The organism is Desulfopila inferna (assembly GCF_016919005.1).
Taxonomy (GTDB): Bacteria; Desulfobacterota; Desulfobulbia; order Desulfobulbales; family Desulfocapsaceae; genus Desulfopila_A; species Desulfopila_A inferna.
On the sequence record NZ_JAFFQE010000003.1, the window covers coordinates 513,126 to 536,050 of the forward strand.

Sequence of the window (22,925 nt, forward strand, 5' to 3'; positions counted from 1 at the left end):
TGTTTTTCTTTTACGACTTCCCGGTGATTACAGCCACATCACTTTTGGCTGTCTTCAGATCATCCAGCATCTGTCCGGTATTTTCATAAAATATTGAGGCTCCCCATGAAAAATGCAGCAGTACGCGGTTCAATGATTCCGGAATATAAGGAAATATTTTTTTAAGGTTGGCCACCCTGTTTTTGAACGAAATATTTAGATCCTCTCCCCATAGAGTATCAAAGAGGTTGCGCCGGGTTGCATAGAGTTCGGGAACCAGCACGTCCCCTTTGCCGACAAGGAAGATGAGGATATTGCCCAGCCCCTGCAGATCCAAGCCGAACATTGACTCGCCATGCCTGTAGTTATAGTCAAAATCAATCCAACGGTAGGTCTGCCGCTGTCTGTCCCAGAGGATATGATCACGGCGGATATCACCATGTTTTTCCTCATTATCATGGAGAAATTTTATGGCCTCTGCCATTTCGATATAGGTGTCCAAAACCCCTGGAAAATAATTATAGAAATAATCTTCATGGTTATCGCCGTAATCGACGATTATCTTGTCAATGCGGTTCCCCTGGATGTAATCGAGAATACGAATGACATTTCCGGCACTATCCCGGACCCAGCTGCCATGCATAAAATTCTCATGATCCGCCACAAGATCGAGAATGCGTGCTTCCTTTATTGGGCTCCTGAAACACTCGATGGTAACTCCACCGACTGTGGTCTCAAATCGTTCATGAAAAACGAGTTTCAGAATTTTGGTTGATCCATCCGCTATATCGACGGCGCGCCGGACCCAGTATTTGGGCTCATCGTCGAGGCCGAAACGCCCTTCTCTTTCATACCCTTTAACCCAGAAATGTCTCCCTTCGAGAGTAATTACATCATCATAGCAGACATCGAAAAACTCGCTGGTATCCTGGATGATTTTAAAGCTGTGCGGAACACGGTGAGAACCGAAGCGATTGCCGAGAAGCTCACGCATGGAATTATCAGAAAAGGTATCTGCGGACATTTTTCAATTTCCTCCCATACCTCTAACAGTAGATCTTTTTAGATATTTCTCAATATGTCTTCTTCTCTTTGTTAGTGCTGCGACCAGATCTAGGATCCGGAAAAACAGATACAGAATCTCGTGGAAAAAGCTCGATATACCAGGCGTATTCTCGAGCTTTTTAGATTCTAAAAAAACTATAAGCTCATGAAGAGCTCTTCATTTTCCGCTGTGCCGATGGCATACATCTCGTCATTTTCCTGAAGAGTGGTATCCGGCTCGGGACTGACAAGGAGACGGTCGCCCCGCCGTATTGCGATGATGCTGCTCCCCGCTTTTTCGCGAATACCGCTGTTTAAGATTGTTTTTCCCAAGAAGCGCTTTCCGGCCTTTCTGTTAAAAACGACAGGACCTTCTGTGAAGAGAGAAATCTCGTCCGGTTTGAAGTGCTGAAAGATCTTTCCAGCCCCGAGCGAGGCAAAAGACATTACCTGATCGGCACCGGCCATGTGCAGTTTGGTGACATTGCGCTCCAGTATGGATCTGCTGATTATCTGGATGTCATTGCGCAGCTGACGGCAATAAAAGGTAAGGTAGATGTTCATCTCATCGCTGTGTGTCGTCACGATCACCGACTTGGCGGTTTCGAGTCCAGCTGTTTTCAAGGTATTCAAATCAGCCGCATCACCGATTATGATATTTCGGTTTACCGATTTCTTGGCCAGGGTCGACCTTTTTTCAATCATGTTATAACTGATATTATGACTGGTCAGAATTTCGGCAGCCGTCTGCCCGACGCGGCCTCCCCCTAGAATAAGGACCTGTGCCTCATCCGGTTCCTGGGTGTAATTTACCGTGAACAGTTCGTCAAAGGCGTTAAGCTGCTGATTTGTACCGGCAAGCATCAGGATTGCCTTATCGGTGATGATAGTCTGCGGGGTGGAGACCTTGAATTTCCCTTTTTCCAAGATGCCGATAACGGTCACTCCGGTCAGTTGCCTGATACGCATTTCCGCCAGGGTTTTTCCTGCCATTCCGGAGTCCCTGGCCGGCATTTCAGAGATAATGAGTTCGCCAAACCGACCGATGACATTGGTCGTCCTGCCCAATCCCAGTGTCCTTTTAGCCAGGGATTCGCCCAGCATCCTGGTGAACTGGAAGACACTGGTGTTGCCGGAAAATTGGAGGATGTCAATCGAATGTTCCTGGTCGGCACTGGTAATAATCGGTACCTCTTCGTTAACCTCCCGTATAGTAAAACAGAAATTCGTGCTGGTCAGGTCATCATTGGTCACCACCACCAACGCTGCCGTATCAATCCTCAGGCGCTCCCAGGTCTTGGGCATATCCGCTCCTCCGACAACCACCTTAAAGCCCTGATCAAGGAGTTCGTTTGCCTGCTGCAGATCCGACGTGACGATAACATAAGGAATGTTCTGTCTGATTAGTCTTTCAATAAGGCGGGTGGTAATCGGATCGACACTGGTAATAATGACATGGTCCCTGATATCATCCGGCAATTCCCGTGGAGTTCTGGCTTTTTGCTGGGCTTCCAGCCATGGGGTATAAAAAAACTGGATGAAAACGAATGGAAGCAAAATCAGCAGCAAAACTACGCCGGAAAAAAGCACCAGCATGGAAAAGAGCCGTCCCAGATCCGTATGGAAGGTAATATCGCCAAATCCCAGGGTGGACATCACGGTCAGCGTCCAGTAGAGCCCGCTTATCCAGCTATATTCGCGACCTTCATACATCATCAAAACATGGAAGATTACCGTATAAAAGCAGATGATAAAAATCAGGAATCCGAAAAATTTCCACAAGGTGGAAAAATTCCGTCTGGTGGTTTCGTGGTGGAAGAAAAAAAGCAGTTGAGCCGGCAGGGTTTTCATGGCTTCATGATTTGCAAAGATTGTATATAAAGATAAAGAATTAACGGTACTGCGCTATAAAGCAGGGTGGTTGGCGAAACTGAAGTTAAAGAATACGCGGCAGCCACACAGGCTCCTGTTACCCGTGGGAATCACCTGCTGGATATTATATTTCTTACCCAGCAGATTGCTCACCCGACGGTTCGAGATGAAGAGAAACTACCACTTTTGCGAATCTTCATCAATAGATGGTCAAGAAAATGGTGTATTTGCTTTTACAGAGCAAACTTTACTCCGAAGACAGGCACCGTTTCTCTCCCATTCCTGGTTAAGCTGAAATCAAGGTATTCGAGGGTAGTCCATATGGGATCAATCCAAAAATTGCTTCTGCCTTTCTCTTTATTGCTTTGTTTCAACTGGTAGCGGAGTTCACCGATAAGCCAGCCGACACCGGTGGTAACCAGAAGGTCCTGCGTTGAAGGATGAACCACCCAGGACTCAATGAGGTATTCCCAGGTGATCGACGCCCCCATACTGAAAGCGATCGAGCCCGGAACACCAAAATTCCCCTCTCTTGCCCGCAAATAGGTCTCGGATCCCATGAGCGGATGGAGTACATAATTGGTAAAGAATTTATCATCATCCTTCTTGGGTGTGGGATTTCTGAAGGCTTCCTCGAAACTCGAAGAACTCACCGAATTGTCTGCCAGATCGAAGGTGTAGATCGTGGCAAATTCAACTGCCATCAACAGGGCGGTGTACTTCACCGGTGTGGCCACATCGATTTCTTTCGATTCGACTGAAGAGAAAGAAAAGAGGATAATAAATATGGAGAGCATGTTACCGGTAAGTTGTCTCAAGAGTATCATACCAGAAGATCCTTTTCTGCTAACCTTTGCAAAAGGTCATTAAAGTTGGAGAGATGGACTCTGTGATAAGCCAGACATCGAAAAAGCTGATATATATATCAGGCGTAGTATCTGAAACTGTGCCGGATGAGCTTTTACACGTCCATCTTACTAAAAAATGATGTCCTGAAGTACTTGAATCTGTTCACTGATATGCATGTCTTTTGCTGCAGAAAGATATCCAGACACGGGTACACACCTACGAAGAGTATATTATCATTATTTTACTTTTTCCAGAGTTCGCCTGGCGTTTATTCAGTGACCTGTTTTGCAGATACATCCAGGATCCTGGCCGGTTCATCGAAGGTTTTCCAGCCGTGGCGCTCGCCTGAAGGGATAAAATAACAGTCGTTCTTCTTAAGCAATTGACGGTCCTTGCCTATGAACATTTCCAGCCGACCTTCCAGAACAACACCGCATTGATCAAAATGATGACTGTGACCGCTGTCCTCTTCTCCGGCCGCGATATGCATGCAAGCCATTATCAGATCATCTCCTATTTCGGCCTTGCTCAGGACTCCCGGACGAAATTCTTCCAACTGCGAACCCAATAAATACCAAAAAGCCATATTCCCTCCTTACTTATTCTGATTTGCTGAGAATACTGCTGCGCCCTCCAGCTAACAATGCTCTTTGCATTTATTCAACAACAAAAAAGAACGGTTCAGCTAGTCCACTTTACTGTAAAAAATGATGATGGCAAACAGCTTCAGGCCGTTGAAAACCACTCATTATTGCAAATGTTCAACCCAACGTGCATTAATCTGTGCAAAAATGAGGACCAGTGAGAAAATATTGTTCTGTAATCTCAAAGACATCTAGTTCAAAAATCCGTATTCCGCACAAAATCAGAGACATACCTCCATGGCATGTAAATTGCTATTGTCGCTAAGAAATTTTGAAGGAGTCAATACTCAAAACATGTTCATCCCAAAAGGAGAAAGTACTATGAAAAAAATTATTGCAGTATGCTTTTTGGCAGGTTGTGTAACATTCGCTTCCAACGGTTTTGCAACTTCGGATGCCCAAAAACCTCTGCCCGAAACACAGCAGAAAGCTGAGCAGACCAAGGAATTGGTTTACACAGGAATCGTCAAAAAACATAAAGATGGAGCCGCTCTAATTACACCGGAGAAGGTTTATCCTTTGCTTGGCGGAGATTTTGTCACGATTATCGGCCAGGAAGTCAGGATAACCGGCAGTATCGTCAAAGAAGATGATGTAGAAAAATTAGTTGTTTCTTCATTACAGACAAAACAGCAGTAATTAATCCATTGACTCCTATCAAAATATATATCCACGGGCAGCTGTTTTCAGCTGTCCGGTTTCATTCAGCCACCAGCTGATCGAGTTGAAGTTGGGAAGTCAGCAGAAACTCATATAAAGCTGACGACAGCACGGTCATCCAGGACTCTGAAAGTAAATGACTCCGTGAAAAACAATTGTACGGTTTTGGTATCATGCTGCTCATAGCCGATAGCGATATCCTGCCCGATTGTCATTTCAAAATCACCTCCTCGTGCAGAAACCACATAACCGTTATCGATAAAAGGACTTCTGATTATTGCCCCTCCCAGCAGCCTTTCAATCTGTTTTTTCAGAGGGTATCCTTTATATATACCTGAAATATTCTGCCATTTCTCATTGCTGACAACCAGGGTGTAGGGGCCTTCAACAGAGGCATTGCCCAACATGGTCATTGCCCTGGAAATTACCTGCAGAAGCTCTTCGGTGTTGTCAGGATAATTAAGCGAATCATGGGCGCTGCCGTCGATCAGCCCTTTAATCGAAGCTTTATCAAAACCTTTATAAATAGTTGTTTCTTCAAATCTCGACATCTTCTGTGCAGCCTCCTCCAGATTATCAAGATTTATATCTTTTGCTCCACGCTCAAGATTGTCCAGTTCCCAGATATCCAGGAGAAAAGGGACCCGCAGTTCCACCAGGGGCATCACCTGATGAATACCGCACTTGATTCCATCTTCCTCTCCATTTTCGGGGATATCTAATTTTCCTAACGGTACCGATGCATAATCAATACCCTTGGGGCCTGCGACATCAACAAATCTCCTGGCGGAAAGCAAGGAACTAAATATTTTTTTTGCCTCTTCATTAATTTCTTCCCAGGCTTTTTTAGTTAACGGAGCCAGATCTTTTTTTAGAATATCCATTGTCTCTCCTGTCTATTTGATTTTCCCTATATTCAGATCACTTGACTTTAGAGGAACCTCATCGTTGCCAATCTCCCCTTTTTCCTTTTTTTCTTCTAACGAGGCAATATTTCCTTCCTGAAACAAATAGGTTCTCAGTTCTTCATCCCATCCATCCATATTTCTCCTAAGCCATTCAAGGGCCATGCATGCATGCTCGATTTCCTCATCGCGATTATGAGCTAAAATGGCTTTCAACTCTTCATCCTGGGCAACATCGTATCGCTGCTGATACCAGTTAATCGCTTCAATTTCTTCCTTTAGACTGTTTAGAGCTCTGGAAAAATCCTTGGTTTCATGAGTTAATTCTTCGGCCGGTTCATGATATTCTGACATATTACCCCCTCTTGGGCTTTGGATTTATTGTTCCGGCGGCAGGCATGCCGGTTTATAAAAAAAGAGTTAGTTTTAATATTAGACGGATAGAGAAAAAATCAAACTTAAAATAAGCAATTAATGTGTAAGGACATTGGCAGCCTTGGATATACAGAAGGCATCTTGAAACCAGCCAAAAACTACGATGCAGAGGATCGGGCTTTTTTTTTACGACGTCACCAATGGAGATGATCTCGTAAAAAGTCAGAGAAGATTGCCGAAATGGAATCAGAAAAAAGATTGGTGGACGTATTCTGTTTTTTGATGTGACACAGCGGGTGTCCTGTTACGAGAACGAGAGGGGTATTTCAAATGCGGTAAAGAATAATGCCATCATTCCCGCTGCAAAGTCGTTTTCATCCAGCTGATAACTGCGGAGAGGTAATTTTTACCCTTTTTACCGTCTTCTTCTCTTGCAAACCAGCCAAGTTCCGTAAAGATCGATAAATTCCACAGGGAACCGACCAGCCCCTCATGCAATAGAATCAACTCCGCATGCTGCAGGGCAATGGTTGTATCGCTCTGGCTGTCACGGGTAAAAAAAGTAACATTGCCGTCCTGTGAGGCAGCGATGGCAATAGAGCCCGGCTGGTCATGAGCAAACTGGGCGGCGGATTGATGGCGGGTGCCACTAAGGCTGGAGAACCTGCCGAGACCTTCGGTATAATCTTCAAAAGGATTCACCAACCGAAGCTGAGAAGAAGAGACCATGAGGTTCAACGGGGTGATTTTGGCTCCGAAACAGTAGACGAAGCGGTCAAATGTCATGACCAGGGCGCCATCCACGGCTGTCAACCGGGCGATACGGTTACATTGTTGCTGGACCTGCTGCCATGACCCGATCCAATCCTTCTGCTGCGGCAGGCTCATTTCGTCGATCAGGTGGCTGATCTGGTCGAGGCCGGGGCTGTCGTTCGCCAATGCCGGTCCGGGCATGATGTCTGCATCGAGAAAATTGGCGCCGCCGGTATATTTGATCGGGCTCTTGATTGAAGGTTTCCAGTTGTTGTTTTCCGGAACCACCAGTACCGTTCCTCCCCGCCCATGCGCCCGCATCTGCTGGGCTATTTTCAAAAGAGCGTTGTAGCGCAGCAGATTAAGAAGCCTGAGGTCACTGGTTTTAGCCTGTGCGGAAATCTTCGGCATCAAGGACTGCATAGCCACGTTCTGGTCCAGGAATACCGCCTGGTTCCCTGTTACCGCGGCTAGGCTGCGGCCGCTGTAGAGGACCAGAATAAGCCCGGGCCCGAGAATCTGTACCCAGAAATCAGGCTTGATGAGTTCGTGTCGGGCGGAGGTAAATCCCCATATTCTCAGAAAACCGGACTCGTCCGGCCAGACCCCGATGTCGGTTTTTGGATTTTCCAAAGCCGGTCCGAGCTTCACCAGCGTCCGGTCGGAAAAATCCAGGGGCGTATCGAAACAGAAGGTGTCCGGAGTGTGTTCCGCTTCTCTGAGAATCAAAGAAGCAGTCACGGAATTTCCCTCCTCTGTGGCAAAACTCGCCCAATACGATACCTCTATGATCGAGGTCAGATGTTCCTTTGTCGGAATATTCCCACTGAGGAAAACACTGTGGAAAATCGAGGCATCGGCTTCATCCTTATCCTGTTGTCGGCCGGCTATTTTTTGCCAGAGTTGGTCGATGAAATGTTCACTGAGTTGAAATGCGGATGTGCCCATGATACTCCCTGGAAGAATGAATACGGCCTGCTCATGCACACCCATATTGCCTCGTTTTCGGGAGATAATCAACTGCAAATAAGCATTCGCACACTAGAATCGGGCAACCATTTGAATTTTCTATTTATCCAGCATAGCCAGCCAGCCACCGTGACCTGGGCCGGAATCACTCTTCCGCAACCCGAACAACCATTTTGCCGAAATTCCTGCCTTCAAGCAGGCCGATAAACGCCTGCGGTGCATTTTCAAAACCGTCGACGATATCCTCACGATACTTGATTTTGCCTTCGTTAAACCAGGTGTTCATCTGCTTGAAGAACTCATCAAAACGGCTGCCGTAGTCATCAAAGATGATAAAACCCTGCATTTTGATGCGCTTGGTGAGCAGCGTTTTGGTCAGCAATGGCAGGTGATCGGGACCTGCGGGAAGCTCTGTATCGTTATAGTGCGCAATCAGCCCGCACAGAGGTATGCGGGCTCGGACGTTGAGCAGAGGCAGAACAGCGTTAAATACCGCTCCACCGACACTTTCAAAATAGACATCGATGCCCCGCGGACAGGCGGCGGCCAACTGCTGGGGAAAATCATCGCTGTGATGATCAATACAGGAATCGAATCCGAGTTCATCAACGACAAAACTGCATTTCTCCGGACCACCGGCAATACCGACGGCACGGCAGCCTTTAAGCTTGGCAATTTGCCCCACTACGGAACCTACTGCTCCACTGGCGGCGGCAACAACTACAGTCTCGCCGGCTTCCGGCCGGCCGATGTCGAGCAGGCCCATGTATGCCGTAAAACCGGGCATTCCTAGAATCCCGAGGGCTAAAGAAGGTCTGGGCATCCCGGCATCGAGACTGGTGAGCCCGGTGCCATCTGTAATCTCATAATCCTGCCAGCCACTGTATCCCAGGACAAGGTCGCCGACTCGATAGTCGGGATGCTCGGAAGCAACGACTCTGGAAACGGTTCCCCCAACCATTGTCTCACCAAGCGCCACCGGCGGGGCATAAGACGGCGCATCGCTCATCCGGCCGCGCATATAAGGATCAAGTGAGAGATAGAGGCTGCGCAGCAGGATTTTTCCGGAAGGTATTTTGGGAACGGTGCTCTCTTCAAGACGAAAATTATCGGCGGTCGGTGCTCCGACCGGACGCGAGTTCAGTACAATTCTACGATTGACGATCAATTCCTCAGTCATTGTGCCTCCTTTTTTTGTAAGCGGTTGATCTGCATTACTGCATTATATGCATAGTTGCGGTTTCGTGCAGGGAACAGCTCCTTTTTAACCGAAATGTGCCGCTGACAAGGGCAGCAGGATTGCATGAACGCTTCATACTGATTATTTTTGCTAGAACAATAATGCAACGATAACTGTTTTTAACCTTCAAACAAGGGGCCTGAAAATGGAAAACGTCAAAGTGCGGGAGCTCATGATACCAATGGATCAATTCCCAAGAATATCCTCAAAGGCCTCTCTGCACGAGGCACTTTCAACTCTTGAGAAGGTGCAGGAAGCATTTTTGACAGAAGGCGCTCAACAACGAATCCTGCTGGTCGAAAATACCAGTGGCAAGGTCATCGGCAAAATTTCACCCATTGATATATTTCGTGGACTGGAAACAAAGTACACGGAAGTAAATTATGAGGAAAACCTCCGCAAATTCGGCCTCACCTATGTATGGGATTCGATGCAGGAAGATTATAACCTATGGCATAGCCCGTTTGAGGATCTCTGCCGTAAAGCCGGACAGGTTCATGTCAAGGACTTCGTCAACGTTCCATCCAATGGTCAACTGGTCAATACCGAGAATAAACTTTCCAAATGCTTCCATCTCTTCGTCATAAACCGACATGACGCCCTGTTTGTAAAAGAAGATGAAGAATTTGTCGGAATGCTGCTCTTTGCCGATGTCTTTTCAAAAGTTTCACAAGCAATCAAAACATGCTCTTTTTAAAAAGAGGACGAATTTTGAAAAACGCTCCTTCTTGATTACACGGTGGCAGCGTTGGCCTTCCTTCGTCAGCGCCACCTGCCGGATTACCGCAAAATCAAAACTTCTGTGCAAATTCAAGCATTTACTTTTTCGGGGCGTTTTTTCAAATAGCAAAAACAAGGGCAGATCTCAATTCCCGTTTTTTATCTTGTGTTTTTTTGCGAAAACCTTTCTGGTAAAGATTATTCAGGCTGAGCCGAACAGAGGATTCAGCTTTCAGTCACACCCAATGATCCAGATATCTCCTTCAAAATGTTCCTTCAAAATATTCCCATCCAATCATGACCAAACATATCTTAAAGAAATGCAGCAAATGCGGCCAGAAGTTACGATTTCCTAAGGACATCGGAGGGATGCTCATGAAGTGCCCCTCGTGCGGCAAAAAGTTTTATTCTGATTTCAAGATAGGCAGCGGCAGCAGGAAACAGTCTGTAGCCGTCACTATTTTCGAGATGCCGACAAAAATCATGGAACGTATCATCCGTTTTTTTTCCAGATAACGATAAAAGGAATACTCCCCTCCTCGTTAAACATGAGCAAGCTTGAGGCCAATAATACCGACACATATAAAGCCAATACTCACCAACCTCAGCGGATCCGCTGAATCCCCAAACAGGATGATCCCAAGGATCACGGTCCCCACTGCACCAATGCCCACCCAGACTGCATAAGCCGTTCCAACCGGCAGAGATCTCATCGCGACTCCCAGCAACACAAAGCTTACGACCATCGCAAACACCGTACCAACGGTAGGCCATAATCGTGTAAAACCTTCACTGTATTTGAGACCTACAGCCCAACCAACCTCAAACAAACCTGCTATGACTAGAATTAGCCAATTCATAAACACTTCTCTTTTTAAGGGGCCGTCCCCGTTTGTACTTGAGAGGTGAGGTCGTCCCCACCACGTCAGGAAGGGTTAACGGCGCATCACCGGCACCAAATCACGTGGCCAGGGAACCACGGAAAACGACGACCGATATGATGTCGGTCGGAAATAATGGACACCAAATATCTCACGCTGCAAGATTCTTTTCGTAATGTTTTTTCTCATAAGCAGTTGGTGAAAGATATCCCAACCGTTTTTGCCTTCTCTGTCTGTTGTAAAATATTTCGATATATTCTGTAATGTCCCGAATCGCTTGCTGTCTTGTTTCGCAGGAATGATGATGGACAAGTTCGTTCTTCAAGGTACCCCAAAAGCTTTCAATTGGCGCATTGTCGTAACAATTACCCCTGCGACTCATTGAAGCCTTCATTTTAAACTGTTTCAACATTTTCCTATATCTGTGAGAGCAATACTGGCTTCCCCGATCAGAGTGATGGATCAGGCCTGCAGGAGGATGCTTTTTTGCCACCGCTCTGAAGAGAGATTTCATAACCAGAGCTTTTGTCATTCGCTGCCAGCCAAGGCGCTGTTTCGGTTTCACCGCACAAACCACTTATTATCCATCAGAGCTCTTGCTTCCGATGTCAGAGGGATAATGTCACTTTTGTCTAAAAGGTCCAGGTTGAACTTCCGGTTCAAGGCGGCAAAGTGCCTTAATCCGAAGGCGATCTTGTTGAGATAGGAAAAAACCCCGATCGCCCCCGTGGAAAATGTATTTGCCTGAGTGCCGTATATGGCACGCAAGTCAGGAAGATCACAGAAAATGTCTTCAATGGTTGAACCATAGGGTTTGAATCTTTCCGGCACCTGTCCTTTTTGTATTTGTTCACCAATGGTTTTACCGGTCATGGCAGCGGCCATGGATGCCCGGCACAGCCCGATTCCCTGGACATGACCATCGCCGTATGCCAAACCTTTGAATACCTGATCCTCACTGGCAAATCCACCGGTCATCACCATGGCAGGCAAACGGCATCCTTCAGAGTGCAGTTTTTTACAAATGCGGACCACTGCATCCTCGAGACAGATTGTGGGCAATGACCATTCGTTCATCATCTTTGACGGACTGTAGCCGGAACCACCTCCTGCGCCGTCAAATGTGATCATATCCACTTTCGCCTTACAGGCGATCCGGATCACCTCTTCGATATCCGCCTTGTCGTATCCCGCCATCTTAAAATAAATGTTGTCAGCGCCGATATCCCTTAACATGGCAATATGGTCCATCAAGGATGTCTCGGTCCACAAAGGCAGTCTGCCATAGGTGTAGAAATTGGGACAGATCCCGTCTTCGTACGCTTTCTGGACCAATGGATCACTGGGGTCCGGATGCACCAGATTTCCCTGCCGCTGTTTGACAAGCGCGGTTTCAAGGTTTTTTAAGCGTATGGCCGGCTGGGTTCCTTTAGCGCCCTGCCCGAATTTGATCTCAATGGCTTTGGTCCCATATTTTTTTATGGCGATTTTCGGCACACCCAGCAGATCATCATCCACATTGCACTGCAGGACAATCTGCCCATACCCTCTGTCATATTCAGCAAAGCAGCCAAGGGCTTTTTCCAGCAATGGAAAATCCGTTACCTGTCCCCGATCAATTTTCAGATTCGGTTCATTGTTCCTGGCATGTTCCCCTATGACACAGGTCACACCGGCCATTGCCGCTCCGGCAAAATAGTCTTGCCAGTTAAGCTTGATCAAGGCAGGCAGGATAACGGGCATGGTCATCTTAACCGTGTTGTAAAAACCATAGGATCGTTCCAGTTCAACATTGAAAATGGTGGCTTCATCGCAGGTCTCGTAAACTCCCTGCGCGCCGAACACCCGACCGTTGATATTGAAATGGGAAAAATCAATCGGGTAATCTTTTTCCGATGCAATTTGATTATTGCCTGTCGTGGTCGGGTAAACCGTCTGCGCCCCCAGTACCGATGCCTGTGCCACCTCGCATGTACCGCTGCAATCCTGCGTGCACAATGAGCACATTCCCGACTGCGGAGAGATAAACGCGCTCCTGTTTTTGGCCATGGTAAATCCAGAACTTAATCTCGGTGAGTATGACATTTGTTATATGCCCCCAAAACTGTGTTTTAATTCCGAACCCCAGCTATTCTCCAATGGAAAAAAAGAAATACCAGTTTTTTATTCTTCGCCGTTAATGCCAAGCGCTTCATGAGAACTCCACTTCTTGACATATACATGAAACATACTCCGAGCAATGGAAAACATCAAAGAAATAACATGGTCTGCCCCTGTCCCCTACGGCTCTAAAAAACACCGTGTTATCGATGGGATAAATTAAGTGCTTGCTGTCATCCGACAGTATGTGTTAATTCAGAAGAAGAAACACTGGAAAGAGATACATCGCTGCCTTTGACTGATACTAAGAGCCCCTTTCGTAGTGCTCAATAGAGGTTATTGCATGAACAAAGAACCAAAACCAACAGCAGAATTGATTAAACTCCTGGAAGAGCATGAAAAATCAATAGGCGCTCTCTATGAAGCCTTTGCTTCTTTGTTCCCCCTCTTCAAAAAAGAATGGTTGGATTTTGCAGAAGAAGAATATCTTCATGCCGGCTGGATCAAAAAACTGCACACACACCAGCAGCATGGCAAAATTGCATTTCAACAGACCAGGATCACTATACAATCGATTAAAACAGCTATCAACTACCTTGAAACACAAAAGGATAGGGCCTTAGCGGAAAAACCCGATCTCGCCAAGTGTCTGGATTTGGCCATCAATGTCGAAAAATCGTTGCTCGAGGGCTCATTTTTCAAAGTTTTTCAATTAACAACACCAGAGACGCAAAAGATCCGAGAAAAGCTGGAAAAAGCAACAAGAACCCATATCAACGAGCTTGGCCAGTGGCGGGCAGGAATGCGATAATTGAGCTGATTTATCAACAACAAAGGTGAAACCAGAGGCAACACACGTTTTTCAAAATTTTCATGTGTGAAAACCGTCACCTGTCCCCTGTTTCTCTAAAAATGAGGCCAAATATTTTGCTTGCCTAGCCTTATCTACATACAGAGTCATGCAGAGAATTGATCCCTGTTCTATTTGTGTTCTAAAAAAGATGCCGAGGAAAAAGGTCATGGAAGAAAAAGCCGCATATGAGAAAATGGGACTGTTTTATCTGGGACGGCAACGGGCTTTCGATGGAAGTGAGGGGGAAGCGATGCCTATGCTGTTAAAATCGAAACAGCTGACAACGCATGGCACCATCATCGGCATGACCGGCAGCGGCAAGACAGGCCTCGGGATCGCCCTTCTCGAGGAGGCCATAATGGATGACATCCCCTGCCTTATTATTGATCCCAAGGGAGATATGGCTAACCTTTTGCTTACCTTCCCGGAGCTTCGGGCAGTGGACTTCGCTCCCTGGGTAGATGCGGAGGAGGCGGAGAGAAAGGGAATGACCGTTGACCAGATGGCTGCAGAAAAGGCACAGCTGTGGCGTAACGGACTGTTGGAGTGGGGGCAGCCTGCAGACCGTATAGCCCGACTGCGGGAGAAAACCACCTTTACCGTGTATACACCGGGCAGCAGAGCGGGGACATCGGTGTCTATTCTGGAGGGGTTCGCGCCGCCTTCCGAAGACGTAATGCTCGATGGTGAAACGCTTAACAGTCTGGTCGATTCGGCCGTCATCTCCCTGTTGTCGCTGGTCGATATTGGCAATTCGTCGTCCGGCAGTCGTGAGTATGTGCTGCTGAGCGCTATCTTCCTCTTTTCGTGGAGAGCGGGCAAGAAGCTTGACATGGAGACGATTATCGGCAGTATCGCCAGTCCGCCTTTTGACAAGATCGGCGTTTTCTCGCTCGATACCTATTACCCTCAACGGGAGCGCATGAAACTGGCTTTTGCGCTTAATGGCATGCTGGCCAGCCCTGGTTTCACCTCATGGCTGGAAGGCGAACCGCTAGATATTGGCAGGATGCTTCGGGATGAAGAGGGAAAACCGCGCACGGCGATCTTTTCGATTGCCCACCTTGACGACTCCAAACGCATGTTTTTCGTCACCATGCTGCTGGGCAGGCTCATCGACTGGATGCGCCGACAGCAGGGGGCGTCCTCGCTGAAAACACTTCTGTACATGGATGAAATCTTTGGATTCTTTCCTCCGAGCGCTAATCCTCCTTCAAAAAAACCAATGCTGCTCCTGCTCAAGCAGGCGCGCGCCTATGGAGTCGGCGTGGTGCTTGCCACCCAGAATCCTGTGGATCTCGATTATAGGGGATTGTCCAACATCGGTACCTGGTGGGTGGGCAGACTGCAGACCAGACAGGACCAGGACAGGGTACTGGAGGGGATGGCTTCCGGCAGCAAAGGTGTTGACAAGGCCCTGCTGCGAAAGATTCTCGACAACCTGCAGAGCAGGCATTTCCTCCTCAGTTCCGCCCACCTTGAAGATCCCATGCTTTTTCAGACACGCTGGGTGATGTCCTATCTCAAAGGTCCGTTATCAGGCACCGATATCGGAAAACTCCACGAAGGATATGAGAGCAAACGGCCAGAGAACATGGCTGTCTCGCCCGTGCCAAGCCACGTCGATCAGTCCGGGGAGACTCTGGGGCATTCTCCGGTGATGTCCCAAAAGGTTCTGCAGCTTTACCATCTTCACCCTGTTACAACAGAAACCTACAGTTTTGAAGCATGGCTGCTGGCCAGGGCATCGGTCAGATTTTTTAATGTAAAGCGTAATATCGACGAAGTGAAAATGGTGAATCTCAAACTGTTCGTCGATACGAACTGTCACGAACCCAAGTGGTCTCGTGCCGAGGAATTCGGTTATGCAGCTGAGGAGTTGCTCAGCAAGCCTCCATATGGCGCACGCTACTGTCCTGTTCCGCAGAGTATTGCCGCAATGAAGGACGAACGGCACCTGCAGAAATCTCTTGGCGACTACCTTTACCGGAACGAGGCGTTGGATCTGTATCATGCCGAGGGGCTTGGACTGGAATCGGATCCAGGCGAATCCCTGTCGGCATTTCGGATGCGAATCAGCGATCTGCTTGTTGAAAGAAGGGAAGAAGAACGGCAGGCACTTGAGGAAAAGTATAAAAAAACCGAACAGCGTATCGAAGAGCAGCTTATCAGAGCCATGGAGAAGGTGGAAAAGGAAAAAGGAGATGTTACAGCCCGCAAAACGGATACTCTTCTTTCTTTTGGGACGGCAATCCTGGGCGCCTTTTTCGGGAGAAAGAGCCTCTCAATTTCCTCTATGTCGCGTGCTTCCACCGGTATCAAGAATGTGGGAAGGCTGTCGCGCGATAAAGAGGATGTCAAACATGCCGAAGAGATGGTTAACCGGCTCCGGGAGGAAATCGATCAACTGGCTGCTTTGCTGGAAAAGGAGACAGCCGAAATCGCCGAACGTCTGAAGGCGGAAAATTTTCCCATTGAGACCTTTGCTATCAAGCCGCGCCGGCGGGATATCTTTGACGTCAATGTTTCCATTCTCTGGGAGATGGTACTCTGAGACAAAGCCTGTCGAACGTCCTTCGGAGCATAAAGGAGGAAACCGGCGCCATCCGCGTTTTGCCGGCGTCCACACAAGGCAAGGGCGAATAGAAACCGGCATGTAGTCTCCTTCCTAAAAAGATTTCCTCTTGCCATCCGGACTTCTCCGGCGTAATGAGACTCCGCCAGCCTGCAGGGTGAACAGATTTTTCTCGCCTGCAGCAGGCGCAGCCTCATTAACTTTCCCCGGTTCCCTTTTACAGAGTAACAAGGGGATCCGTCAAACCAAACACATAAATGGCCAGCAAACCAAGAACCCCTGTAAATAAAATATAATACAAGGTAGGAATGATAGTCATGCGTAGTGTCCGGCCTTCCTGGCCGAGAAGACCAACTGTCGCCGAGGCTGCGACAACATTATGAATAGCGACCATATTTCCCGCCGCAGCACCAATTGCCTGCAACGCAACCATGACCGCCCCGGAAACTGTAAGTGCGTTTGCCACTTCAAACTGAAACTGGCTCAACATCATATTACTGACGGTGTTGGAACCGGCGATAAAAGCGCCGAGAGCACCCACCGTCGGGGCAAACAGCGGGTAAACTGAACCGAAGGTTTCGGCAACAAAGCTGGCCATCGCCACAGGCATGGATACCAGGTCGGCGCCGTTGACTCCGGAATTAATCAGAATGCGCACCATCGGAATAGTGAAAACCAGCACAAAACCAGCGCCGATAAGGGTTTTGCCCGCATCTCCCGCAGCAGAAGCAAGTTGCGAGAGCTTCATTCTGTGTAAAAACAAAGTTACAAGGCAGACAAACAGCAGGATGCCGCCAGGCAGATAAAGCGGTTCGATGGAGGCACTGACACCTGTTTCACCAAGGATATTCTGCAGGCCGAAGGAAAAGCTCAACAGCAATGCCTTAAAATCTGCAGAGACCCGGCTGGCGACCAGAATTATCGCAACGAGCAGGTATGGCATCCAGGCCAGGGAGAGGGATATTTTACGCTCATCCGCACGTGGCGGTTTGGGGGTAATGGTACCGAACCACATCTTGGGCCACTCTTCCTGAGGAGCAAAATCCCAGATGGTTTTCGGCAAAAGAAAACCTTTTTTGGCAGCCGGTACGACAATGGCCATGCCGACGAGGGCGCCGACGAGGGAGGGAAATTCAGGTCCCAGAAAAACGCCGGTAAGACCGTATGGTATGGTGAAGGCCAGACCGGTAAAAATAGCGAAAGGTGTCATCGCCAATCCCTCTTTCCAGCTTTTGTTGCGGCCGAAAAAACGTGTAAGCATAATCACCATCATAAGGGGCATCAAGGTACCGACAATGGCATGGCCGATTGCCACCTCCGAGGTGATGAGTTGCAGAAATATTTCCCAGCTCGATCCTCCATCAGCAAGCTGCCGGCTGAGGGCTATGTGATCAAGCCCGTTTGTAACACCAATGAGAATTGGAGTTCCTACGGCGCCAAAAGATACCGGTGTCGACTGGATCATCATACCGATCATAACCGCGCCTAGAGCCGGAAACCCTATAGCGACCAGCAGTGGCGCGGCGATGGCCGCCGGAGTTCCGAAACCTGACGCACCTTCAATAAAACAGCCGAATAGCCAGGCGAGAATGAGAGCCTGGACACGCCGGTCTGGACTGATATTGGTAAAACCTGCCCGAATCGTGGAAATCGCGCCAGAATTTTGTAGAGTATTGAGCAGCATGATGGCTCCGAAAATAATCCAGAGGACGGCGGCAGTAACAACCATGCCCTGAATCGTAGAAGCAAGAACTCGATTGAAGCTCATTTCCCAGAAGAAAAGAGCAATTCCCGCCGCAGTGAGATAAACCACCGGCATAGCCCGTCTGGCCGGCCAGTGAAGACCGACAAGCAGCACAGCTGCCACAATAATTGGTGTTGCTGCCAGTAAGGCTTGTATCGCTGTTGACATAAAACCACCTCCTAACGAAAAATTTATTCTATTGAACGGAAGCGCTGCCATACATGAAAAACCGCTTCAAAATATTCAGCCCAATTCCATGTGCTGAAATATTATAACTGCTTCCATTTCTTTTTATGTTTTTGGTGACAGCACTACGAAAGTTTCGATATTGAACCTGTATCCTGTAAAAATATCGAATTGCAGGATCGATTCAAACAGACTGATTGAAGCGCACGATCACCTGTTCCACTGGATCTATTGAGAAGCCTGCGGATCGATCCAGGCTTCTTTTTGCGACATACCTTTTCGCATACCTGTCTATCACTTCACGCAGATCATGGGATGCCACCTCAATCAACACTGCCACTGCACCTTTCAGAGACAAAGATGTCAAAAAAGATGTGGATCCAAGGCTCAAGCAATCCACCGAGTTTCTCCGGAGTGACAGCAGGGGTATTTTTGGGCAAAGGTTATACCAACACAATACCTATTGTCAACCCATTAAAAATAGGGAGCAACAACCAACCAGTCTACCGACAGGTGAATTGGTATGAAACAGGACCAAAAGATAATTGGACCTACCAAAGAGGCGCAGGGGCTAATTAACTTGGCCCGCACCCTTCCGGCTTCTCGATTCCCTTCAAGCTTTACCGTCCTTCGCAATATTCTGAATTGATGTATCTTAGGCATAACACAGCGAGCTTTCGAGCATCCGCAGCCGAAGGCCGCGCGTAGTGTTGCATTGGATATGTGTCCTTAATGACCTGCCCAGTCAGCCAGTCGGCTTGGTGCGAGGCCGAGAAAATAACGGCATTAGCAATGTCGGAAGGTGCGTCAACTCGCTTGGGAGGATCTGCTTATTTACCTGCTTGGCTACCCTTGGGGTCGGGTCTCAACAAGCAATTAATTTTTAATCGATAATGTTCCAAAGTAGGTATTCTCAGGCCCTGTATCGGTTTTTTTATTATTTCTTATGCCAGCTTTTTCGCACACATAAAGAACGATGTAACCCTCAAAAAGGTTAACTTTTCAAAGATATTATTATTAATTTTAGTTAGTTTGCTTGGCCCGACCCTCTGACTATTGGCCCCAGCGACCTGGAAGAGTCCAGAAAAGCCAAAATTATCATGCCCATCGCGAGCGATTGCCATTAAATGTGATAGCCCCCGAACGTTTCACAGCGGTTGTTATCGGAATTTCACAGCTCTGTGTCGCAGCTCGTCTTAATGTTTATTCCTGTCAGGCAATCTGTAGCTGGTGCTCCTTCCGCCGCCAGGGTTCTGAATGAGTATTCCTCTATCTTTCAAATCCTGAATATCTCTCAGCGCCGTGTCGTTTGAGCACTTGGCCTACTTGGCGTATTTGGAGGTATTCATATCCCCCTTAAAATCATCTTCCAGCATTCGATTGATGATCAGGCGCTGGCGCTCATTGACAGGCCTTTGATTTATTGTGTCCCATAGCTGCGCTTTGAAGAGAACATGATTTTCCAGTTGATCGTAGTAATCCTTACGCTCAGCCTCAATTTGAGAGGACAAGCTGTAAAAGCGATCCTGAGTGGCGTCGGAGCCAGCCAGTGCCATATCACCAATCGCTCTTGCAATCCGCCCATTCCCATCTTCAAGAGGGTGGAGAGTAACAAAAAATAAATGGGCCATGCCTGCTTTCAGGACTGGGTCGATCTCATGGCCGTTATTCGGCTTTTCCGGGCGTTGTATTCCTTACCGGTTCTACCGGCAATTAGCTTTATAGATTGAGGAATTACGTCACGACCTCTTTCATCAAATACGAGTAGATGCATACGTGGCTCGACCCCATTTCGAGATCGCACCCCGATAGAATGAAACCACGAACGGATATCAGCCACCGGCCATAAGAATACCGCCGATCCCGCCTGATAACCCCTGGCAAAAAGCCGCCAACGCCACGAAAGCCGCACTCGCGCTCATTGTTTGATCTTGCCTTTTGGTAATGAAATTAAGACGATTCGCGGCGGCGAGTACCGCACCGCCGAACATGATCTGCTTTTTAAATCCAATGTCCCAAATAACCAGCAAATAAGGAGCGGAATGTAGCGACGTGTAGAATGTGTCTTTATTTGTCTGACTCAATTTGCCCTGTTATAGGTTTTCTACAATCGTGTTTGTGCTTCGAAGTGGCAAAATATTTTCTATATGGAATCATCCATGTAACACAAGATATAATCCACACTAAACTGCCAAGTATTGCTAAAATATCTCCATTTTTAATACCTGATAAAATAAATATTGCGCCAGAAATACAAAATCCTACTAAAGCAAATAGTTCTAGTTTCCAATCTTGTTCATATTTTTTTGTTCTTTCCCAATTTTTAGAATCAAAATTTTTATTAATTTTAGTCATAATTAAAGAAGGGGTCAAATTTTTGCATGACTCTTGTTGAGTTTAAGGTTTATTTTTTCAATCCGGCTACGGAGCTCCTTGTTTTTAGAAAGCTGCTCTTCCATCCTAGTGACAATACTGCTCACCGAACTGTATGTCAAAAGCTCAAACTCCCGCCCAATCTCTTCCAATCGCAAACCGCATCTTTTTCTGGCAAGATATATCGACACGTTGCGAGGCTCGTTCACCTGCCCTCGTTTTGATTGCTTTAAGTGCCTTTGTTCAACCTGATAGTGTTGGCAAACCACCAGTTTTATGTTGTCTATTGTTGGAGCAAGGTGCCTTGATTGAGGGATCTCTTTTTGATTTTGAAGCTGGTGATATGTGGCCTTAACCCACTCGATAAAATCTCGTGAGCCGAAAAACGAAGCAAGGTTTTTCTTGCCGAAAAAATCAGTGACTTCGGCAGAGTCTTCGCCTTTTACAAAGATCTTATACTGTTTTATCGCTTTATGTTGTTCACGGTCAAACATGCCGAGCAGGAATCCTTTATGCAACCAACCCCATTTTTCCGTGGAAAAAATATACCCCTGATGGCTTGACCAGGGATAATCATCAAGGGTATCGCACATGTTTGCCCTTACAGGATTTCTGTGAATGTAACGCAACAACTCCAGCAGATGACTATCTTCTTGTACAAGAACACTCTTATAGCGTCCGCGAAACAATTGTCCATCTATGTTGTGACGTCGGTTGTATCGCTGAGTATAAACACCGTTAAGGTGTCGTATCGCCCGCGACAGGTTTCCGGCAGGTGTCTGCACAAGAATGTGATAATGATTCGACATCAGACAAAATGCAGAAACCATGAGGTCAAACATCTCAGAGGCTTCCTGCAATAGAGCAATAAAAGTCTCATAGTCATCGTTGTCTGCAAAGACATTTTCGCCACGCCTTCCACGGTTCATCACATGATACCAGGCGCCGGGGTATTCTATTCGAAGAGGTCTGGTCATGGAGAAAAGTTTATTATAATCAGCCGAATGAGTCAAGCAAAGACTTGACCCTTATTTCTTATTTTATTGGATGCGTTCATGCCGCAACATTCACGATCATGATTTGATAGACACCGATGATGGCAGTTGCGATGCGGACTGCTCCTTGAGGGTGGCGGTGAGAGCGGCCTGCCTTAATCGGACAGGCAGGGAGAAATGGCAGACGGCACGATAATACTGTTAATCGTTCAGGTCATTTGCCATGTTTATCGAAGTGTAGGGAATTTGGAGATAGCGAAGTACTGTTGCAGTTTTTTTCCAGGAATGGCGATAGAGCAGATCTGTGAGGTTTAAACCGATACCGAGGTAAATATTCCGTTCCCTGTCCTCGTCCGGATCGCCGAAGTTGCGGGCATAATATCCCAGATGAATCTCCACATGGCGCAGGAAGCTCTGCTTCATGGCTGCGAATCCGTTCAGCTTCAGTGCCAGAAGATATTTGGAGTTCTCATAATCGGTAAAAACATCAGTCTGCTCAAATTTTGGTGTGTACTCCCAGCGAAAATCGAGCTTCTCGGCGAGGTCGGGCGTGGTGTAGAGCACATATCCCAGGAGTGCCCCAACACCATTGGCAAGCAGATCCTCGTAGGAAAATCCATAGCTGCTGAAGGAATCTCCCACTTCCATATACCCCATGATGGCAAATGAAGAGACTGCACCGTAGAGCGCAGCTTTATCCTCCGGATATCCCCAATGACTGTAGAGAGCGGCCAGGGCATGGCTGAAGGCATAGTTGCTGTAGGCGTGGCCAATTTTATCGGCTCCGCCGTCGTCAGTCGAATTGCCGAACCAGCCTTCCGATTCAGCATGGGGAGAGCGAGAGAAATAATCCCACTCCAGGACTCCCCACAAGGTCACCAGACCGGTTCCGCTTGCCACGACCGGCAGCATGCCGGTTTTCTGCTCCTGCACAGAGATGGACGATGTCATATCTACCTGTTCAGCATGAAGGGACCGGTACGCAGTCGGCCCGAAATCCTCCGCCCTTAATGATCTCATGCCCAGCAATAGCAGAAGGATGCAGAAAAAGAGACGGAAAAGAGTTGTCATTGCTCTTATCCTTTTGTTTTTTAAATTGGCAGCAAATGTGCCACCTCCTAAAGGTGGCAAGGCATAGGTCCATCACAATAAGCAGTTCTTTCCACGTTGCCGAAACTCCGCAAAGGTTATTTACGAGGCTGGAATGC

Annotated in this window: 20 protein-coding genes and 2 pseudogenes; 5 read left to right on the plus strand and 17 right to left on the minus strand. The window is 47.5% G+C overall.

Annotation, left to right across the window (positions count from 1 at the left end):
- Positions 1 to 10: 10 nt before the first annotated feature.
- From JWG88_RS10450 to JWG88_RS10465, 4 genes are all read right to left on the minus strand, one after another.
- On the minus strand, positions 11 to 1,003 hold the full coding sequence (locus JWG88_RS10450) for a protein kinase family protein (protein WP_205233670.1): 993 nt from the start codon (positions 1,001 to 1,003) through the stop codon (positions 11 to 13).
- A gap of 176 nt (positions 1,004 to 1,179) precedes the next feature.
- Positions 1,180 to 2,874: a potassium channel family protein gene (locus tag JWG88_RS10455; RefSeq protein ID WP_205233671.1), complete on the minus strand. Its 1,695-nt coding sequence runs from the start codon at positions 2,872 to 2,874 to the stop codon at positions 1,180 to 1,182.
- A 254-nt stretch (positions 2,875 to 3,128) separates the two neighbouring features.
- Positions 3,129 to 3,722: a DUF3943 domain-containing protein gene (locus tag JWG88_RS10460; protein WP_205233672.1), complete on the minus strand. Its 594-nt coding sequence runs from the start codon at positions 3,720 to 3,722 to the stop codon at positions 3,129 to 3,131.
- A 290-nt stretch (positions 3,723 to 4,012) separates the two neighbouring features.
- Complete coding sequence (locus JWG88_RS10465; RefSeq protein ID WP_205233673.1) at positions 4,013 to 4,330, minus strand: cupin domain-containing protein; 318 nt, start codon at positions 4,328 to 4,330, stop codon at positions 4,013 to 4,015.
- 379 nt (positions 4,331 to 4,709) lie between these two features.
- On the opposite strand from JWG88_RS10465, the gene JWG88_RS10470 reads away from it, so the two are divergent.
- Entirely contained in the window at positions 4,710 to 5,027 is a 318-nt protein-coding gene (locus tag JWG88_RS10470; RefSeq protein WP_205233674.1) for a hypothetical protein, read from the plus strand.
- 110 nt (positions 5,028 to 5,137) lie between these two features.
- Here the strand turns inward: JWG88_RS10470 and JWG88_RS10475 are convergent, their stop codons facing one another.
- The 4 genes from JWG88_RS10475 to curA all read right to left on the minus strand — a co-directional run bounded on the left by JWG88_RS10475 (position 5,138) and on the right by curA (position 9,230).
- A complete protein-coding gene (locus JWG88_RS10475; protein ID WP_205233675.1) occupies positions 5,138 to 5,932 on the minus strand; it encodes a family 1 encapsulin nanocompartment shell protein in 795 nt (264 codons plus the stop codon).
- Between the two features lie 12 nt (positions 5,933 to 5,944).
- Positions 5,945 to 6,307: an encapsulin-associated ferritin-like protein gene (locus JWG88_RS10480; protein ID WP_205233676.1), complete on the minus strand. Its 363-nt coding sequence runs from the start codon at positions 6,305 to 6,307 to the stop codon at positions 5,945 to 5,947.
- 372 nt (positions 6,308 to 6,679) lie between these two features.
- A complete protein-coding gene (locus JWG88_RS10485) occupies positions 6,680 to 8,074 on the minus strand; it encodes a putative sensor domain DACNV-containing protein (RefSeq protein ID WP_205233677.1) in 1,395 nt (464 codons plus the stop codon).
- Positions 8,075 to 8,195: 121 nt separating this feature from the next.
- Positions 8,196 to 9,230 carry an NADPH-dependent curcumin/dihydrocurcumin reductase gene (curA, locus tag JWG88_RS10490; RefSeq protein ID WP_205233678.1) on the minus strand — a complete coding sequence of 345 codons (1,035 nt, stop codon included), beginning with the start codon at positions 9,228 to 9,230 and terminating at the stop codon, positions 8,196 to 8,198.
- Between the two features lie 205 nt (positions 9,231 to 9,435).
- Here curA and JWG88_RS10495 point away from each other — a divergent pair, with 205 nt between their 5' ends.
- Positions 9,436 to 9,987: a CBS domain-containing protein gene (locus JWG88_RS10495; protein ID WP_205233679.1), complete on the plus strand. Its 552-nt coding sequence runs from the start codon at positions 9,436 to 9,438 to the stop codon at positions 9,985 to 9,987.
- A gap of 398 nt (positions 9,988 to 10,385) precedes the next feature.
- Positions 10,386 to 10,526, plus strand: coding sequence for a hypothetical protein (locus tag JWG88_RS10500; protein ID WP_205233680.1), 141 nt, complete (start codon positions 10,386 to 10,388; stop codon positions 10,524 to 10,526).
- Between the two features lie 26 nt (positions 10,527 to 10,552).
- Here JWG88_RS10500 and sugE read toward each other — a convergent pair whose 3' ends face one another.
- The 3 genes and pseudogenes from sugE to JWG88_RS10515 form a co-directional block, all read right to left on the minus strand.
- A complete protein-coding gene (gene sugE, locus JWG88_RS10505; RefSeq protein ID WP_205233681.1) occupies positions 10,553 to 10,870 on the minus strand; it encodes a quaternary ammonium compound efflux SMR transporter SugE in 318 nt (105 codons plus the stop codon).
- A gap of 172 nt (positions 10,871 to 11,042) precedes the next feature.
- Positions 11,043 to 11,429 (minus strand): annotated as a pseudogene (locus JWG88_RS10510) (IS3 family transposase); the annotation flags it as partial.
- A 23-nt stretch (positions 11,430 to 11,452) separates the two neighbouring features.
- Positions 11,453 to 12,976 carry a glutamate synthase-related protein gene (locus JWG88_RS10515; RefSeq protein ID WP_205233683.1) on the minus strand — a complete coding sequence of 508 codons (1,524 nt, stop codon included), beginning with the start codon at positions 12,974 to 12,976 and terminating at the stop codon, positions 11,453 to 11,455.
- A 358-nt stretch (positions 12,977 to 13,334) separates the two neighbouring features.
- On the opposite strand from JWG88_RS10515, the gene JWG88_RS10520 reads away from it, so the two are divergent.
- Positions 13,335 to 13,802: a hypothetical protein gene (locus JWG88_RS10520; protein ID WP_205233684.1), complete on the plus strand. Its 468-nt coding sequence runs from the start codon at positions 13,335 to 13,337 to the stop codon at positions 13,800 to 13,802.
- A gap of 208 nt (positions 13,803 to 14,010) precedes the next feature.
- Positions 14,011 to 16,398 (plus strand): helicase HerA domain-containing protein, encoded by a 2,388-nt coding sequence (locus JWG88_RS10525; RefSeq protein ID WP_205233685.1) that lies wholly within the window; start codon positions 14,011 to 14,013, stop codon positions 16,396 to 16,398.
- A gap of 238 nt (positions 16,399 to 16,636) precedes the next feature.
- Here JWG88_RS10525 and JWG88_RS10530 read toward each other — a convergent pair whose 3' ends face one another.
- The 6 genes and pseudogenes from JWG88_RS10530 to JWG88_RS10555 all read right to left on the minus strand — a co-directional run bounded on the left by JWG88_RS10530 (position 16,637) and on the right by JWG88_RS10555 (position 22,788).
- Complete coding sequence (locus JWG88_RS10530) at positions 16,637 to 18,331, minus strand: L-lactate permease (RefSeq protein ID WP_205233686.1); 1,695 nt, start codon at positions 18,329 to 18,331, stop codon at positions 16,637 to 16,639.
- Between the two features lie 1,214 nt (positions 18,332 to 19,545).
- A pseudogene (locus JWG88_RS10535) lies at positions 19,546 to 20,007 on the minus strand (Fic family protein); the annotation flags it as partial.
- Between the two features lie 174 nt (positions 20,008 to 20,181).
- Positions 20,182 to 20,433, minus strand: a complete 252-nt coding sequence (locus JWG88_RS10540; RefSeq protein WP_205233687.1) for a hypothetical protein — start codon at positions 20,431 to 20,433, stop codon at positions 20,182 to 20,184.
- Positions 20,417 to 20,722 (minus strand): hypothetical protein, encoded by a 306-nt coding sequence (locus JWG88_RS10545; protein ID WP_205233688.1) that lies wholly within the window; start codon positions 20,720 to 20,722, stop codon positions 20,417 to 20,419. Before JWG88_RS10545 ends, JWG88_RS10540 begins: the two co-directional genes overlap by 17 nt.
- Positions 20,719 to 21,699 (minus strand): transposase, encoded by a 981-nt coding sequence (locus tag JWG88_RS10550; RefSeq protein ID WP_205233689.1) that lies wholly within the window; start codon positions 21,697 to 21,699, stop codon positions 20,719 to 20,721. Before JWG88_RS10550 ends, JWG88_RS10545 begins: the two co-directional genes overlap by 4 nt.
- Before the next feature lie 219 nt (positions 21,700 to 21,918).
- Positions 21,919 to 22,788, minus strand: a complete 870-nt coding sequence (locus JWG88_RS10555) for a DUF2279 domain-containing protein (RefSeq protein ID WP_205233690.1) — start codon at positions 22,786 to 22,788, stop codon at positions 21,919 to 21,921.
- Positions 22,789 to 22,925 lie beyond the last annotated feature (137 nt).